Here is a 17,802-nt window from a genome sequence, read left to right on the forward strand (position 1 = left end):
GAGCAAATCACCGCCTTAAAGTCTATTTTTGTCCTTTTACATCCTTTTAGAGGTTAGGTTTAATCAGTACTTGGTGGCTCATTTTTAATTTCAAAACTCTTATAAAGGAGGGAGAATACTATGCAAACCTTGGCCTATGGTTTCCCTAAGCTTGGGAAACAAAGAGAGTTTAAAAGATTGCTTGAAAGTTTTTGGAAAGGGGGGCTTTCTGAAGAAGAATTCTATCAGGGCATAGAGGATTTAAAACTTAAAAGGGCTGAAGTTTATCAGGCTAACGTGGACCTTTTCCCTTCAAACGAGGTTTCACTTTATGACTTTATCCTGGATACAGCGATTATGGTGGGAGCCATTCCAGGCAGGTTTCAACCTTATCAAGGTCTTAAGACTTATTTTGAAATGGCTAAAGGTAAACAGGCCCTTGAACTTACCAAATGGTTTAACACCAACTACCATTATCTGGTTCCAGAGATAGAAAAGTTAGAGTTTTCTCTTTTAGAAAACTTTCCGCTTAAAGATTTTCTTTTTTATCAAAAACATGGGATTGATACTTTTCCTAAATTTATAGGCCCTTTTACTTTTTTAAAATTGGCTAAACTGATAAAACCTTCTGCCGAGGGGATTAAGGTAGAAAAGATAAACGAACCTAAGGTGTTTGAAGAGGCTTTAGAAAGATTAAATCTTGTTTATCAAGAGGTATTAAAAAGTCTGGCTAAAGCCGGGGCTAAAACTGTGTTGATAGAAGAACCTGGTTTAGTGATGGATTTAGAGCCTTGGGAATGGAGTTTGGTGAAAAAAAGCTATGAAGCACTTTCTGGGGATATAGATTTATGGATATTGACTTACTATGATAGTGTTTCTGATTATTCTTCTTTTATAGAGCTTCCGGTTAAAGGGTTGGGAATGGATTTGGTATCAAACCAAGAAAATCTGGCCAATCTAAAAGTTGTAGGTTTTCCTAAGGATAAGGTTCTTATAGCAGGGATTATCAACGGAAGACAGGTATGGAAGGCTAAACTTGAGGATAAACTTAGAGAAGTAGAAAACCTTTTGCAGTTTACTCAAGACTTGGTAATAGCCAACTCTTGCCCGCTTTTTCACCTTCCCGTTTCTTTAGTAGGTGAAGACCATCTACCTGCCGAATTGACAAACAAGCTTTCTTTTGCCGAAGAAAAATTAGAAGAGCTAAAGCTTATCAAAAGAGGTTTAGAAGGAGACCAAGAGGCCTTAAACTTAATAGCCGACATCCAAAGGAAGGTGCAAATTTCTTTTGGACAGAAAGAAGAAATAAATAAAAGAGTTTCTCAACTTACAGAAGAAGATTTTACTCGAGGCATTCCTTATTCAGAAAGAATAAAACTTCAGCAAAAAAGGCTTAAACTTCCTCTTTTTCCTACTACTACCATCGGATCTTTCCCTCAAACTGAGGAGGTAAGAGCCGCACGGGCTAAGTTTAACAAAGGAGAGATAAGTTTTGAAGAATATCAGCGATTTATCAAACAAAAAATCGCCGAGGTGATTAAACTGCAAGAAGACCTCGGGCTTGACGTTCTTGTCCACGGAGAGTTTGAAAGGACAGATATGGTAGAATTTTTTGCCCAAAAACTTGAAGGAATAGCTACCACCAAACAAGGTTGGGTGCTTTCCTATGGTTCGCGGGTTTATCGTCCTCCTATTATTTTTGGTGATGTTTGGAGAAAGGCCCCTATGACCTTAGAGGAGATTAACTATGCTCAAAGTCTAACCTCAAAACCGGTAAAAGGTATGCTTACAGGTCCGGTAACCATTTTAAACTGGAGTTTTTATCGAGAAGACCTTCCAAAGGAACAAATAGCCTATCAAATAGCTTTAGCTTTGCTTGATGAAGTAAAAGATTTAGAAAGAGCAGGGATTAAAATTATTCAAATAGATGAACCAGCCTTTAGAGAGGGGGCTCCGATTAAACGAAAGGACTGGGACCAATACTTTAGCTGGGCTATAAAAGCCTTTAGACTTTGTGCTAAAGCAAATCCTGAGACCCAAATCCATACCCATATGTGCTACTCAGAGTTTAACGAAATCATCTCCTACATCGCGCAGATGGATTTTGACGTTATCTCTATAGAAGCTTCAAGAAGCAAGGGAGAAATCATAGAGGCCTTTGAAACCTTCCCAGGCTGGGATAGACAGGTTGGGCTTGGAGTTTATGATATTCATTCTCCGAACCTTCCTACTAAAGAAGAAATGAAAGAAATAGTAAGAAGGGCTTTAAGAATCTTACCTAAGGAACTTTTATGGATAAATCCAGATTGTGGATTAAAAACCAGAAGATGGGAAGAGGTAATCCCTGCACTTAGAAACTTAGTAGAGGTAGCAAAAGAGCTAAGACAACAATTTTGAGTTTAAGTTTTTTATGGTAAACTAAATTTTAGAATGAGGGTAGCCATCCATGTAACCCATGAAGCCCTTTATAAGATAGGTGGTATAGGGGAGGTGATAAACAACCTTTGCACCTCCCCTTCCTATCTTTCTTATTTTGATAAAACCTTGCTTTATGGCCCTCTTTTTGAGTATTTAGGGTCTCCAAGCACTCGTTTAGGAAAAGACGGGATAGTCTTTTACAGCAGTAAAGACCATTACGATACCGGACATTTTGGAGTTCTTTTTAAACCTATTTTAGAAAAATACAACATAGATGTGGTATATGGAAAAAGAAGGATCGTCAACGAACTTAATCCTGAAAGAAAAGCTACGGTAGAAATTCTTTTGGTAGACATAACCCATGTAAAAAAAGACATCCTTAATTTTTACAAGTATCTTTTTTGGGAAAACTTTGGTCTTTCTTCAGATCAATATGAAAAAGATTGGGACTATGAACAGTATTTTAGGATAGCCCTACCCTTTTTAGATTTGGTTCAACTAATCTTTTCTTCAGCTAAGGAAATGGTGTTTTTTGGACATGAATACATGGGTGTACCCACTTTATTAAGTTTAGAACTTCATCCTGACTATCAACCAGAAAGGCATAAAAGGATTTTTTATGCCCATGAGGTAGCGCCGGTAAGAAGGATAGTAGAAAACCTCGGCGGAGGAGACATAGGCTTTTACAACATCCTTAAAAAAGCTAAGGAAGCAAACCTTTCATTAGAAGAGGTTTTTGGTCCACAAGACGATTGGTACCGTACCCCTTTGGTAAAACTTGCTAAAAGGGTTGATCAGATATTTGCGGTTGGAGATTGGGTAGTAGAAGAATACCGATTCTTATGCCCTGATGTAGAAGAAGAAAAAATAAGATTGGTATATAACGGAGTTTCTTCAGATCATGTAGATTTTGATAGAAAAGAAATCTCAAGGGAAAAGTTAGGAAGATGGCTTAGCTGCTATTATGGATTTGTGCCTGACCTTTATCTTACTCATATCTGTCGTTTAGTTAAGAGTAAAGGGATTTGGAGAGACTTTATCTTTTTAGCTTACTTAGACGACCTCTTAAGTAAACACAACCTTAAGGGAATATATATTTTGCTTTCCTCTTTAGTAGGTCAGGGGCGCCCACCTCATGAGGTAGAGAAGATGGTTAAGTCTTATCCTTGGCCTTTTGAACATAGAGAAGGATGGCCTGACCTCATAGGTTATGAAATAGAGGTTTATCGATGGGTTGAAAGGTTTAATCAAAAGGCTAAAAATATAAAAGCCCTTTTTATCAATCAGGTAGGGTTTTCTAACTATAAGTGTCCTTTTGTGTTAAAAGAAGATTTAGAGACCATAGACCTAAGGATTGCCTCTGACTTAGAACTGGGGATGTCTATCTATGAACCTTTTGGAATAGCCCACATAGAGGTGCTTCCCTTTGGGGGGATATCAGTGCCTTCTACCTCTTGTGGGGTCTACTTTTTTCTTGAAAAAAGTTTTGCTAAGGAAGGACAACCCTTTTATGGAGTAGACTTTATCTCAATAGGTGAAAAATTTTCTGTAGAACGTTTGAAAGATTTAACCGAAGAACAAAGACGGGGATTAGAAGAGTTTGTTTTAGCAAGTAAGGTTGAAGAAATCTTTGCTAAAATACCAAAAAATCGTATAGAACGAGAAAAGCACTCTAAAGAAGCTGAAAGATATAAAAGCAAACTTAGTTGGGATAGGGTGGTAAAAGAGTTTTTGTTAGAAAATTTAAAAAGTTTATAAAACGGAGGGGTTATGGTTTGGATTGCACCATCTATTTTGTCGGCTGATTTTAAAAAACTGGGAGAAGAGGTGAAATTAGCAGAAGAAGCCGGGGCAGACCTTATTCATGTAGACGTTATGGACGGCCATTTTGTTCCTAACATTACTATAGGTCCTTTGGTGGTAGAGGCGGTGAAAAACTCTACCAACCTTCCCCTTGACGTCCATTTGATGATCGTTTCTCCAGAAAGATATGTTAAAGATTTTGTAACGGCTGGGGCAGATTATCTGGTAGTTCATGTAGAGGCTTGCACCCATCTTCATCGCACCGTTTGGCAGATTAAAGAATTGGGGGTAAAAGCAGGGGTAGCCTTAAACCCTGCAACCCCTCTTTGCTTGGTGGAAGACTTGTTAGAGGACTTAGACCTAATTCTTATCATGTCTGTAAACCCAGGTTTTGGCGGACAAAAGTTTATTCCCTTTTGCTTAGAAAAAATTAAAAAGGCAAAAAGTTTGATAAAAGAGAAAGGACTAAAAACCTTGGTAGAGGTTGACGGAGGAGTAAAATTAGAAAACGCTAAGGTTATAGCTGAGGCTGGTGCAGACATCTTAGTTATGGGGTCTGCTTTTTTTGGGTCTAAAGACTATAAAGTCTTTATGGAAACTTTAAAAAATGAAATTTGTATATAAAATGGTTCAAACTTCATTATTACTAAGTTAGATAAGTTTTGTTCTATACATTTTATAAAACCTATACAGAGGGAGGTTCTCTATTTAAAAATTAAAGCTAAAATCCTTATTACTTAACGGTTTTTTTTATATAAAATCAGGCTTTAGCAACTTTTATTCCTTCTTTTATCTTGTTAGTCATATAATATATCATTTCCTCTGTAATTCCAGGGGATACACCTATCCAAAAACTGCTCAGAAGGACTTTATTTGAATTATTTAGTTTATCGATTATTTTATAACTTTTTTTAGATGACTGAAGGTCTTTAAAGCAAGGGTGTTTAAGGATATTTCCGGCAAATAACCCCCTCGTTTGGATTTTATTGTTTTCAAGAAACTTTACTAATTTTTCTCTTAATATTTTTTTATCGTTTTTGATGGTTAGTAAGAATCCAAACCAACATGGGTCTGAGTTAGGAGTAGGTTCTGGTAGGATAAAAACATTTGAAAGGTCTGAAAGTAGATCTTTTAGTAACTGCCAATTTTCTTTTCTACGTTTAATAAAAAAGGGAAGCTTTTCTATTTGAGCACATCCAATCGATGCTTGTAACTCTGTCATTTTAAGATTATACCCAAAACGAGAATATATATACTTATGATCATAACCATAAGGAAGTTCACCAAGTTTCCATTTAAATCTTTTTTTACAAGTGTTATCTTGACCGGTTTTACACCAACAATCCCTACCCCAATCTCTTAAAGATCGAACGATTTTGGCAAGTTTATCATCGTTAGTTAATACAGCACCACCTTCTCCGGTTGTAATTTGATGTGCAGGATAAAAACTTAACGTAGCTAAATGACCAAAATTTCCGGTATATTTCCATTTATTTTTGTAAAAATATCTGGAACCCAAAGCATCACAGTTATCTTCAATTAACCACAAATCGTTTTCATAACAAAAAGATAATATTTCTTCTATGTTAAACGGATTACCCAACGTATGAGCTAACATAATGGCTTTTGTTTTTTTAGATAAAGCTTTTTTTAATTTTTTACAATCAATATTGTATGTAGGTAATTCTATGTCTACAAATACCGGTATTGCTCCATATTGTATAATAGGAGAGATGGTTGTAGGAAAAGCGGTAGCCGTGGTAATAACTTCATCTCCTCTTTTTATTCTTTTCTCTCCGAGTTCATGAGAAGTTAAAGCCATAAAAGCTAAAAGATTGGCTGATGAACCTGAATTAACGAGTATTACATGTTTAACCTCTAAAAAATTAGCGATTCTTTTTTCAAATTCTTCACAATATCTACCTTCTGTTAGCCAAAATTCTAAAGAAGCTTCTAATAAGTTGTAAATTTCTTTTTCATCAAATATTCTTTGAGCATAATTAATTTTTGATTCTCCTGGTTTGAATACATGTTTTTTACTATGTATAGTTTTATAATAATTTTTAGCAAGATTTTGGGAATAAAAAGAAAAAAGTTCTTTGACTTTGTTTTCGTTTATTTTAGCAAATTTTTTTGTTATATTAAATACTAAAATTGAGGAAACATTGGTAAGATCAAACATTAATTTATCTTCAATAAAACCAAAAGATAAATCATTTTTTTCTATAGATAATAATCTTAAATATAAATTGAAATTGTCATTATCTTTGCATGAAAAAGCAATAAGAACTTTTTCTTTTGAAAGAATGGATACTATAATCCCAGTGTGTAAAATTCCGTTTAATTCAAATTCGACAATATCTCCTACCTCAATGTTACCATCCTTAATAGCCAAAAAATGATCATTATCTTCCATCGTAAAATCTCCTAAGTTTTTAATTTTTATATATAAAATTTTACTCAAATTATTATAAAAGCAAGTATAGTTTTAAATATTAAAGCATACCGTATCCTTCTACGGTTTTTTTACCCCTCAGTCATGAAAGGTGTTTTTATAAGTTCTTTTGGGTCTTCTGTATATTCTTGTAAGGCAAAAATACACTGCGAAAGTTTCTGTCTCTTGTTCTGAATACATTTAAGCCTTCTATTCCTGAAAGACTGCTCAACTTTAGATTACCAAATAAAAGTATTGAAACACAACCAAAAACTTTTTTAATGTGGTGCTCATTAAGTTATCATAATTTATGTGCCAAGAATAACCGGCTTTATAGATTAAAAAGGGAAGTAAAAAGAGGTCCAAAATTATTGGATTAAGCTCAAGTTAAGGGATAGATATGTTTGATTTATAAAGATAGATAGGAGAGGTTAAGTTTAAGCAGGTTAAGCGGTTTAAATAGGTTAAAAAGAGGAGGCTAAGGCAAAAAAAGTGTAAAGACAACAAGAGAGATAATATGCTAAAGAAATTAAAAATTGTTCCGATTTTAAAAAAAACAAAAGAAAATAAGAGATAGATAAGCCTAATAGAGATTAGCTAGGTATTTTGATGGTTTATCATATAAAATTAACAAGGTCTAATAGATTTTATTTGAGAGTTCTACTTTTGACTTTTGGTTTTGAGAAAAAGAGGGGAGAAAGATACCCCAGACCGAGAGTAAACATTTAGAAAAGGCTTTTATGATAAATTTTAAAGACTTGAAAAAATTTTAGGAGTAGTTTATGCTACTAAAAGTAGTAATATTAGCAGGTGGAAGAGGCACAAGGATTTTAGAATTAACAAAATTTCGGCCTAAACCTTTAATTGAACTTGCAGGTTATCCGTTACTGTGGCATATCATGAATTTATATTCTAGACATGGATTTAATGAATTTATCCTTTGTTTAGGATATAAACAAGAAATGATAAAGGAATACTTTTTGGAAAAAGCCTATAAAGTAAAAAAATTTTCATCTAGTAGTTTATATTGTGAAATTGCAAGAGGCGATCTTCAACCTTGGAGGGTTTATTTAATTGATACAGGGGAAGATACTGAAACAGGAGGTAGATTAAAACGTATATCTAAATATTTAGAAAAGGATGAATACTTTTTACTTACCTATGGAGATTGTCTGACAGATGCTAATTTAGCTGATGAGATATATTATCATTTTAAACATAGAAAGTTAGGTACTTATCTATCGGTAAGACCTTATCCTGGGCATAGTTATTTTAAAGATAGTGATGATTGCTATCTTTGTGGGGGATATTTTGTGCTTTCAACTAAAATTTTAAAATTGATAGAAGGAGATAAAACACATTTACATAATGATATTATTGAACCTTTAATCCAAGAGAATAAATGTATTCCTTACATACATAAAGGCTTTTGGTCTTCGGTTGAGACCATAAAAGATAAACAAATTATAGAGAATATTTTTAAAGGAATATAAATATACATTAAGAGGTGAAAAATGTATAATAATGAAATTTTTGATAATCTTTTTATTTTTGAAATGGCAAACAATCATATGGGGGATGTTGAACATGGTTTGCGTATAATTAATGAATTATATAAAATATGTAAAGATTTTCCTCAGTTTAAATTTGCGTTTAAATTTCAATATCGTGATTTAGATAGTTTTATTCATCCAAATTATAAAGAATCCACAGAATTTAAATATATTAAAAGGTTTAAAGAAACAAATTTAACTCCAGAGCAAAGGAAAATTTTAAAAGAAGAGGCCCAAAGATTAGGTTTTTTAACCATTTGTACAGCTTTTGATGAAAAATCCGTTGATTTGGTTGAAGAGCATGGGTACGACATAATAAAAATTGCAAGCTGTTCTTTTACAGACTGGCCTTTACTTGAGAGAATCGTGAAAACAAACTTACCGATTATAGCTTCAACGGCAGGTGCCTCGCTTGAGGACATAGACAGGGTCGTACTTTTTTTTGAAAATAGGAAAAAGGTTTTTGCGCTTATGCATTGTGTAGGAGAGTATCCTACAAGAAAGGAAAATCTTCAATTAAATCAAATAGACCTTTTAAAAAATAGATATCCTAATATTCCTATTGGGTATTCTACCCATGAATCACCAGATAATTTTGATTCTATAAAAATTGCGATAGCTAAAGGGGCAAAAATCTTTGAAAAGCATGTAGCTATAAGTTCGGAAAAATACGGTATAAACGCTTATTCTGCTACACCAGAGCAGATTAGAAAATGGCTTGAGTCAGCCACAGATGCTTTTAGTATGTGTGGTCTATTAGGTCAAAGATATATACCGACGGAAAAAGAAAAATTAGACTTAAAAGGTTTGCAAAGAGGAGTCTTTGCCAAAAGAGATATCAAAAAAGGAGAAAGGATAGACATTTCTAATACATTTTTTGCAATCCCTAATTTTGAGGGTCAGCTGGTTGCAAACGACATGTCTAAGTATCATGAATATATTGCGTTAAAAGACATAAAACCAGGAGAGGCTATCTTGCATTCAGATGTAAGTTTCAGAGAGCTTAGAGGAAGAGTTTTTGAGATTGTAAAAAAAGTCGGAGATATATTGGTTAAAAGTGGAGTGCCTTTGCCTAATAAACTGGAGATGGAGATTTCCCATCATTATGGGATTGACCGGTTTGAAGAAATTGGTTCTGTTATTATTAATTGTATAAACCGTGAGTACTGTAAAAAATTAATAATTCTTCTTCCTAATCAGAAACATCCTGTCCATTATCACCAAAAAAAAGAGGAAGCTTTTCATATTCTATTTGGTGAAATGGAAATAACTTTAAATGACGAAAGAAAATTTTGCAGGAAAGGTGATGTGGTTATTGTGGAAAGAGGGGTTAAGCATTCTTTTAAAACGGATATAGGGGTTATTTTTGAAGAAATATCTACTACCCATTATCCTGATGATTCTTTTTATGAGGACGAAACTATCGTTTTAAATAAAAATAGAAAAACTCCCATCATCGTCTGGACAGATTGGCTGTTAAGGTTATATTAAAGATGAAAATCATTGCTTGGGATGTAGATGATGTTTTAAATAACTTGATGGAAAGCTGGTTTGAGTGGTATAAAATGGGAAAAAATTTAAATTTAAAATATCAAAACTTGAAAGAGAATCCACCTTACAAAATTTTAGGCATATCTCTTGATGAGTATCTTATTTCCCTTGATGAGTTTAGACTTTCTAATTTTTATCAAGAGATGCAACCAAGAGAAGAGGTTTTAAAATGGTTTAAAACATATGGGGAAAAATTTCGTCACATAGCGATTACTTCAACCCCTATATCTACTGCTTCAACTACCTCTCAGTGGGTGTTTAAACATTTTGGGAAATGGATAAGAACCTTTCATTTTGTTCCTTCAAGTAGAAAAGATATTACTGCACCGATCTATGACCAAAATAAAGCGGATTTTTTAAAGTGGTTAGGAAAGGTTGACATATTTATCGATGATAACGAAGAAAATATTAATCAAGCAAAGGCATTAGGAATATTTACTATATTGTTTCCTGCGCCTTGGAATAGTTCAAAAAATACCGAAAAAGAAACATTAGAATTGATTTTTGATTCCAAATAAAAGGTTGGGTTAAGCTTTATAGCTATGATTAAGCTTTCAGATTATGTTATCAATTTTATAGCCTCCCTTGGGGTAGATACGATTTTTCTTCTTCCAGGTGGAGGTTGTATGCATTTGGTTGATTCCCTTGGTAGGAATGCCAAACTTAACTATGTTTGCTGTCTTCACGAACAGGCAGCAGTTATAGCTGCAGATGGATATGCACAATATAAAAATGACCTTGGAGTAGCTTTAGTAACCACAGGGCCTGGTGGAACCAACGCTATAACTGGTGTTGCAGCAAGTTGGATTGATTCTACTCCTCTTTTGGTTATTTCTGGACAGGTAAAAAGAAAAGATATGAGTTTAGGTAAAGGTGTTAGACAAATGGGAGTACAAGAGGTAGATATTGTATCTATGGTTAAGCCTATAACGAAATATGCGTTTACTATAATGGAGCCGGAAAGTATTAGATATCATTTAGAAAAAGCAATATATTTAGCAAAATCAGGCAGACCTGGTCCTGTTTGGATTGATATACCTCTTGATGTGCAAGGTAGTGTAATCGATGAAAACTCTTTGGAAGGATTTCAACCTACAAGTTTTATTTCTAATGAAGTGTCTTCTCTTAATTTAGAGTCTTTAGTAAAAGAAGTTATAAAACTTTTAAACAAAGCTAAAAGACCGGTAATTTTAGCAGGTAAGGGTATAAGACTTGCGAAGGCAGAAGAGGAATTTTTAAAGCTAATAGAGATACTTAAGATACCTGTGCTTCTTACTTGGAGATTAATCGATATAATCCCAGAAGATCATGAGTTAAATTTTGGCCGTCCTGGTTCTATTGCCTCAAGATATGCCAATTTTATACTTCAAAGTGCAGACCTTTTGATTTCTGTCGGTGCACGTCTTGATCTTTCTCAGGTAGGATATAATTATAAATGGTTTGCCAAAAATGCCAAAAAGGTTATTGTTGACATCGATGAAAAGGAAATACAAAAGCTTGAAGGGGTCGATTTACCAATAGTTGCAGATGCAAAGGACTTTTTAAAAGAGTTTTTAAAACAAATAGATAAAGTCGAAAAGGTTAATAGGAGTCCATGGTTAGAGCGATGTAAATACTGGAAAGATAAATATCCTGTTATTTTGCCAGAATATCTTGAAGATTCGCCATATGTAAACACCTATGCCTTTATTGACGTACTGTCTAATTTATTGAACGAAGACGATATTATAGTGCCTGGAAGTTCTGGAAGTTGTTCAGAGATAACTTGTCAAGCTATAAGAATAAAAAAAGGACAAAGAGTGATAAATTCTCCAGGACTCGGTTCAATGGGGTTTGGGCTTCCTCAAAGCATAGGGGTATGTATTGCCAGTGGTAAGAAAAGAACTATATGTATAGTAGGAGATGGTGGCCTCCAACATAACCTGCAGGAGTTAGAAACGATCAAAAGGCTTAATCTTCCTATAAAGGTATTTGTATTAAACAATAATGGTTATGGTTCCATAAGAAATACGCAGAGAAGATTTTTTGAAGGGAGGTTGGTTTGTTGCGACCCTTCTAGTGGTCTTACCCTTCCAGATACTTGTAAAATAGCTTCTGCTTATGGTATAAAGACTATTAGAATTTCAGAACAGAAAAATCTTAAAGATAGAGTAAAAGAAGTTTTGGATATGAATGGTCCTGTCGTGTGTGAAATTATGATCGATCCCGATTTGCAAATCGCTCCAAGGCTATCTTCAGTTATCAAAGAAGACGGCTCTATAGAATCTAAACCACTTGAAGACCTATGGCCATTTTTAGAAAAAGAGGAGTTAGAAAAGGAGCTTCAATTTGATAACGATACTTAAATATTTTGTCTAAATGACGTTAAAAGAGTTAATCGAAAAAATTGAAAGTTTTATAGCTAATCCTTCTGAGGGTTTACCAGAAGAAATCTTTCTTTTAATTAGTAGAATAACTCCTCTTATAAATGTGGATTTGTTAATAAAAAATGAGAAAAATGAAACCCTTTTGACATGGAGAGAGGATAAATATTATGGTCCAGGGTGGCATGTTCCTGGAGGTATAATTCGGTATAAAGAAAAAATAGAAGAAAGAATAAACAAAGTTGCGCTTATAGAATTAGGAGCTAAGGTGGAATTTGAAGCCGAACCTCTTTGTATAAATGAGATTATAGTTGAAAGAAAAGAAAGGGGACATTTTATTTCATTATTATATAAATGTAAACTTTTATCACCTCCTTCCGAAAAAATTAAATATAAAGGCTTTGGCAGACCTAAAAATGGAGAGTGGATGTGGCATAAGGGTTGTCCTAAAAATTTGATTAAGGTCCATCATATTTATAAAAAATATATAGATTTATGAGAAAAACTTGTAGAATCTGTAAAAATAGATTATTTGAAAAGCCGATTTTTGAATTAAAAAACCAACCTAAGAGTGCTCAACAATTACCAGATAAGAAAGGCTTGCAAAAAGACAGAGGATTAACCCTAAAAGTTTTTCAATGTTCAGGGTGTGGTGTGATTCAACTTAATAGAAAGCCGGTTAATTATTATAGAGAAGTTATTAGAGCTATAGGTATATCTAAAGATATGGTTAATTTTAGAAAAGATTATTTTAGAAGATTTATAGAAAAATATGATCTTGAAGACAAAAAAATTATTGAAATCGGTTGTGGAAAGGGTGAATATCTTGAAATACTAAATTCATTATCTGTAGAAGTTTATGGTCTCGAATACTCTGAAGAATCGGTATTAGTTTGTAAAAATAAAGGTTTAAAGGTGTTTAGAGGTTTTATAGAAAATGAACGATATAAAATAAAAGGAGCTCCATACGATGTTTTTTTGTGCCTAAGTTTTTTAGAGCACATACCAAATCCCAATCAATTTTTAAGAGGTATTTGGAGGAACCTTTCTGATGAAGGTTTAGGATTGATAGAAGTTCCTAATTTTGATATGATAGCAAGAAAGAAATTATTTTCAGAATTCATTACAGACCATATTTTTTATTTTACTAAAGATACTCTTAAAACCACTTTGGAAATAAACGGGTTTGAGGTTTTAGAAATAAAAGAAATATGGTATGACTACATAATTTCGGCTATCGTTAGAAAAAAACGAAAGCTTAATTTTTATTTTGAAGAAACGCTTAATCATATTAAAGCTGCCGTTGAAAATTTCATCAAAAAATATCAAAAAGTAGCGGTTTGGGGGGCAGGGCATCAATCACTTGCACTTCTTGCCTTACTTGATTTAAAGAATAAAGTTAGCTATGTGGTTGATTCTGCTACTTTTAAACAGAACAAATATACACCTGCAACCCATATTCCAATTTATGCACCAGAAAGGCTATTGAAAGATCCTGTTGATTGCATATTGATTATGGCTGGTAGTTATTCAGATGAAGTAGCTAATATTATAATTAATGAAATGAAAATAAAACAACCTATAGGGATGATAAAAGGCAATCGTTTAAAAATTATAAATAGAGGGTAGTTAATGGAAAAGAAAATTTTAAAATTAAAAGTACATGAAGGAGAAGTTGATAAAAGAGAAAGGTTAAAAAAAGAAAAACCTTATGTTTATAAAAAAATTTTAGCATTTCAAGATAAAGTAAGAAAAGGCGAAAGCATAGCAATCCTTCAATTTCAATATGATTATAAATGCAACTTTTCTTGTGAACACTGCTGTATTACCAAACTAAGGAAAAAAGACACCGCAAGGTATTTTACTCCAGAAGAGGTTAAAGAATTATCAAAACAGGCAGACGAGATGGGTTTAGCTCATATAGTAATTACAGGAGGTGAACCTTTAGTTTTTCCTGACCTTGAAGAAGTTATTAAGGCCATAGATCCACAGAAATTCTATATTACTATAGATACTAATGGATGGCTACTTGATGAAAAAAAAGCAATTTTTTTGAGAGATTTAGGGGTAGATAAGATACAATTAAGTCTTGATAGCCTTGAATCTTCTAACCATGACGAATTTCGTCATAAAGATGGTTCATTTCAAAGATGTATGAGAGCCCTTGAATCAGCAAAAAAAGCAGGATTAAACATAATCATTCAAACAGTAGTGACCAAACAAAGGGTAAGATCAGAAGAATTTATAAAATTTTTAGAATTTTTAAATTCAAAAGGAGTAGGAGTTTTTGTAACTTATGCTAAACCTGTTGGAGCTTGGGAGGGAAACTTTGATGTACTTGTGGACAGAAAGGATATGGATTATGTAAGAGAGCTGGAGAAAAAATATAATGTCTTTACCCATTTAACCCCAGGATATGGGTTAGATTTAGGATGTATAGCAGTAAAAAGAATGGTTTCTATAACTAAATATGGTGATATAATGCCCTGCCCTTATATTCATGTTTCTCTTGGAAATTTTTTCGAAGAACCTTTAAAAGATATCATTAATCGTGGTTTAAAGATAAAATGGTTTGGAAAATATGTTGATACCTGTTTGATAGCAGAAGATCGATATTTTATAAAAGAGTATGTAGTAAAAAAAATATACGGTAATCCCTTACCTGTACCCTGGTATAAAGTATTTACGGAAGAAGATTTTATTAAAAATGAACAAGAGTTGAAGGCTATTGAAACACAAGAAGGCTTTTTAAAATGGAGAACATAAAAAATATATATACCCTTCCTATAGAAGACTTAAACTATATTTTAATTAATACTAAAGATTTGTGGGTTAATGCGTATAAAGCTAATTTTTTTATAACCGGTGGTACAGGTTTTTTTGGAATATGGATGTTAGAGAGTTTTTTATGGATTAATGAAAGATTAAACCTTAATGCCCAGGCAACAATTTTAACAAGAAATTACGAAGCTTTTAAGCAAAAACATCCCCATCTAATCAATGCCTTAAGTTTAAAATATGTTACAGGTGATATTAGATCCTTTGTATACCCTAAAGAAAAATTCGATTTTATTATCCATGGAGCAAGTGCTTCTGCAGAAAGCAAATTTTTATGTGAGGACCCTGAAGAAAGATTGAGTATTATTTTAGATGGTACACGAAATATTTTGCGTTTCGCCGCTTATAATAATACAAAAAGTTTTTTATACATAAGTAGCGGTGCTGTTTATGGTAAACAACCACCATCTATATCATCATTAGATGAACAATATAATGGATCACCTAATATTAATGAAGCTAACGCAGAAGTAGGTATCGGGAAAAAAGTATCAGAATTTTTATGTACAGTTTATTCTAAAAAACACAATATGGATATTAAAATAGCAAGATGTTTTACTTTTATTGGCCCCTATTTGCAATTGAATTTACATTATGCTGTAGGAAATTTTATAAGAGATGCTTTAATGGGTGGGCCTATTATTGTTAAAAGCGATGGAAGTGCTGTAAGATCTTACATGTACGCTTCTGAGTTGATCGTTTGGTTATGGACTATTCTTTTTAAAGGTAAAAACTGTGATCCATATAATGTTGGTTCAGAAGAACCAATAACTATCAAAGACCTCGCTTTTAAAGTAGCTGAGATATATAAAGAATTGACAGGTAAATCTGTGGACGTTATAGTTCAAGGGAAGGCTTCACCAGAGAAGCGGGTTGATAGGTATATTCCTTCTACTAAAAAAGCTCAAACAGAACTTGGATTAAAACAAACCTTAACTTTAGAAGAGGCTATAAAAAAAACTTTTTTATTTTATCTTTCAGCACAAAAAAATTTTTATACCAATTTATAGTTAGATTTAATCCCTCTTCAAGAGAAAAAAGTGGTTTCCACTTTAAAATTTGTCTTGCTTTTTTTGAGCTTAAATATTGTTCACGTATTTCATTTGAAGCTTCGTTAAGTATTAAAGGGGTCAAATTAGCTTCCATTAATTTTATAATCAGATTAACCAGTTCAATAACTGTTATTGGTTCTTCATTTGAAAAATTGAAAGCTTCTCCTATTAAATTTCTATCTTCAGAAAGTTTTTGAGCAAGCAAAAGGTATGCCTCAACAGCATCTTCTACATAGAAATAATCTCTCACATAGTTTCCGTCTGAGCGTATTAAAGGTTTTTGCCCCCTTAAAATCGAACGGATAGTACCAGGTATAAGCCTATTCCAGTTTAGGTCTCCTCCTCCATATAGATTCCCACACCTCGTTATTACTACAGGAAGCCTATAGGTATAGGCATACATTTGGGCGATTAGGTCAGCACAAGATTTACTTACATCATAGGGATGCTTACCTTGCAGAGGATTTTCTTCAGTATAAGGTAGGATTTTATGTTCTCCATAGGCTTTGTCTGAGGAGGCAACTATTATTTGTTTTACCGTTGAAGAACGTCTGCAAGCTTCAAGGAGTACCCAAGTCCCTCTTATGTTAGTATCGAGGGTAGAAACAGGGTTCCTATTGGCAATCCCAACAATCGTCTGAGCGGCAAGATGAAAAACCGTATCAATCTCATATTCTCCAAGAACTCTTTCAATGAGTTCTTGATCCCTTACATCTCCTCTTACTACCTTTACCTTATCAAGGAACCCTGAAAGGATAAGCTCACTTTGAGGTACCCAGTCCCTTATTAAACATATTACATCTGCCTTAACCTCAACAAGCCTTTTAACAAGCCAACTGCCTAGTAAACCTGTAGCTCCAGTTACAAAAACCGGTCTATCAATCCAGAAATCTACCATATTTTCCAAGGTGCCTTCCCACTTGCCCAAAGATCTTCTAAGTATCTTTTATCCCTAAGGGTGTCCATAGGATGCCAAAAACCATAATGTTTAAAAGCAACAAGCTCTCCTTTCTTAGCAAGAATTTTTAAAGGTTCTTGCTCCCAAGAAGTTTGGTCTCCTTTTATTAAATCAATAACTTTGGTTGAAAGCACAAAAAATCCTCCGTTAATCCAAGCTCCATCTCCTGGAGGTTTTTCTTGAAAATTAATCACTAAATTATCGTTAATTTCTAAAGCTCCAAACCTTCCTGGTGGCCTTACCGCAAGTATGGTGGCTAATTTACCATGTTTTTTGTGAAAATTTATTTCTTCGGTTATGTTTACATCAGCAACTCCATCTCCATAAGTAAAACAAAAGATTTCTTCTCCTTCAAGATACTTGGCTACTCTTTTAAGCCTTCCCCCGGTTTCTGTATGTTCTCCAGTATCAACTATAGTTACTCTCCAGGGTTCGGCTTCAGAACAATGTACAATCATTTGATAATTTTTAATGTCAAAGGTTACATCTGACATATGTAGAAAGTAATTAGCAAAGTATTCTTTAATTTTGTATCCTTTATACCCTGTACAGATGATAAAATCATTTATTCCATGAGCAGAATAAATTTTCATGATATGCCACAGTATAGGTTTACCACCGATTTCTATCATTGGCTTAGGTTTAATATTAGTTTCCTCAGCAAGTCTTGTTCCTAAACCCCCTGCAAGGATTACAGCCTTCATGGTTTATCATCCTCCCACAATGTTTATGTTAGGTATTTTTATATATTTTGGTTTAAAGTTCATTTGTTTTAACCCTTTGAGTTACTTGGGAGGATAGTATGCGAGACAAAAATCGTAAAAAAGCTCTTTCTTTAATCTTGCTTTTTATA

General features: G+C 33.4%; 14 protein-coding genes. 11 read left to right on the top strand and 3 right to left on the bottom strand.

From position 1 onward, the window contains the following. Positions 1-120 precede the first annotated feature (120 nt). From metE to rpe, 3 genes are read left to right on the top strand one after another with little or no spacing between them, the layout of a single operon-like run. Positions 121-2,376, top strand: a complete 2,256-nt coding sequence (metE, locus tag F1847_RS08900) for a 5-methyltetrahydropteroyltriglutamate--homocysteine S-methyltransferase (protein ID WP_150072690.1) — start codon at positions 121-123, stop codon at positions 2,374-2,376. A 33-nt stretch (positions 2,377-2,409) separates the two neighbouring features. Continuing rightward, positions 2,410-4,155 carry a hypothetical protein gene (locus F1847_RS08905; protein ID WP_150072691.1) on the top strand — a complete coding sequence of 582 codons (1,746 nt, stop codon included), beginning with the start codon at positions 2,410-2,412 and terminating at the stop codon, positions 4,153-4,155. 12 nt (positions 4,156-4,167) lie between these two features. Continuing rightward, positions 4,168-4,824: a ribulose-phosphate 3-epimerase gene (gene rpe, locus F1847_RS08910; RefSeq protein ID WP_150072692.1), complete on the top strand. Its 657-nt coding sequence runs from the start codon at positions 4,168-4,170 to the stop codon at positions 4,822-4,824. A gap of 136 nt (positions 4,825-4,960) precedes the next feature. Here the strand turns inward: rpe and rfbH are convergent, their stop codons facing one another. After that, positions 4,961-6,616 carry a lipopolysaccharide biosynthesis protein RfbH gene (gene rfbH, locus F1847_RS08915; RefSeq protein ID WP_206202407.1) on the bottom strand — a complete coding sequence of 552 codons (1,656 nt, stop codon included), beginning with the start codon at positions 6,614-6,616 and terminating at the stop codon, positions 4,961-4,963. 800 nt (positions 6,617-7,416) lie between these two features. Here rfbH and F1847_RS08920 point away from each other — a divergent pair. Genes F1847_RS08920 through F1847_RS08955 form a run of 8 tightly spaced genes read left to right on the top strand, consistent with a single transcriptional unit; the run spans position 7,417 to position 15,949 of the window. Next, positions 7,417-8,127, top strand: a complete 711-nt coding sequence (locus tag F1847_RS08920; RefSeq protein ID WP_150072693.1) for a sugar phosphate nucleotidyltransferase — start codon at positions 7,417-7,419, stop codon at positions 8,125-8,127. 21 nt (positions 8,128-8,148) lie between these two features. Further along, positions 8,149-9,678 carry an N-acetylneuraminate synthase family protein gene (locus tag F1847_RS08925; protein WP_206202408.1) on the top strand — a complete coding sequence of 510 codons (1,530 nt, stop codon included), beginning with the start codon at positions 8,149-8,151 and terminating at the stop codon, positions 9,676-9,678. 2 nt (positions 9,679-9,680) lie between these two features. Beyond that, positions 9,681-10,256 (top strand): hypothetical protein, encoded by a 576-nt coding sequence (locus F1847_RS08930; protein ID WP_150072694.1) that lies wholly within the window; start codon positions 9,681-9,683, stop codon positions 10,254-10,256. A gap of 24 nt (positions 10,257-10,280) precedes the next feature. Further along, positions 10,281-12,083, top strand: coding sequence for a thiamine pyrophosphate-binding protein (locus F1847_RS08935; protein ID WP_150072695.1), 1,803 nt, complete (start codon positions 10,281-10,283; stop codon positions 12,081-12,083). Positions 12,084-12,096: 13 nt separating this feature from the next. Beyond that, positions 12,097-12,600, top strand: coding sequence for an NUDIX domain-containing protein (locus F1847_RS08940; RefSeq protein ID WP_150072696.1), 504 nt, complete (start codon positions 12,097-12,099; stop codon positions 12,598-12,600). Beyond that, positions 12,597-13,730: a class I SAM-dependent methyltransferase gene (locus tag F1847_RS08945; RefSeq protein WP_150072697.1), complete on the top strand. Its 1,134-nt coding sequence runs from the start codon at positions 12,597-12,599 to the stop codon at positions 13,728-13,730. The genes F1847_RS08940 and F1847_RS08945 overlap by 4 nt, the downstream gene beginning before the upstream one ends. A 3-nt stretch (positions 13,731-13,733) precedes the next feature. Then, on the top strand, positions 13,734-14,867 hold the full coding sequence (locus F1847_RS08950; RefSeq protein WP_150072698.1) for a radical SAM/SPASM domain-containing protein: 1,134 nt from the start codon (positions 13,734-13,736) through the stop codon (positions 14,865-14,867). Continuing rightward, positions 14,855-15,949, top strand: a complete 1,095-nt coding sequence (locus F1847_RS08955; RefSeq protein ID WP_150072699.1) for an NAD(P)-dependent oxidoreductase — start codon at positions 14,855-14,857, stop codon at positions 15,947-15,949. The genes F1847_RS08950 and F1847_RS08955 overlap by 13 nt, the downstream gene beginning before the upstream one ends. Here the strand turns inward: F1847_RS08955 and F1847_RS08960 are convergent. Beyond that, positions 15,888-16,889 (bottom strand): GDP-mannose 4,6-dehydratase, encoded by a 1,002-nt coding sequence (locus F1847_RS08960; RefSeq protein ID WP_168194319.1) that lies wholly within the window; start codon positions 16,887-16,889, stop codon positions 15,888-15,890. The two genes, F1847_RS08955 and F1847_RS08960, sit on opposite strands and share 62 nt — an antisense overlap. Further along, positions 16,883-17,653: a glucose-1-phosphate cytidylyltransferase gene (gene rfbF, locus F1847_RS08965; protein ID WP_150072701.1), complete on the bottom strand. Its 771-nt coding sequence runs from the start codon at positions 17,651-17,653 to the stop codon at positions 16,883-16,885. Before rfbF ends, F1847_RS08960 begins: the two co-directional genes overlap by 7 nt. Positions 17,654-17,802 lie beyond the last annotated feature (149 nt).

It is taken from the genome of Thermodesulfobacterium sp. TA1 (assembly GCF_008630935.1).
Taxonomy (GTDB): domain Bacteria; phylum Desulfobacterota; class Thermodesulfobacteria; order Thermodesulfobacteriales; family Thermodesulfobacteriaceae; genus Thermodesulfobacterium.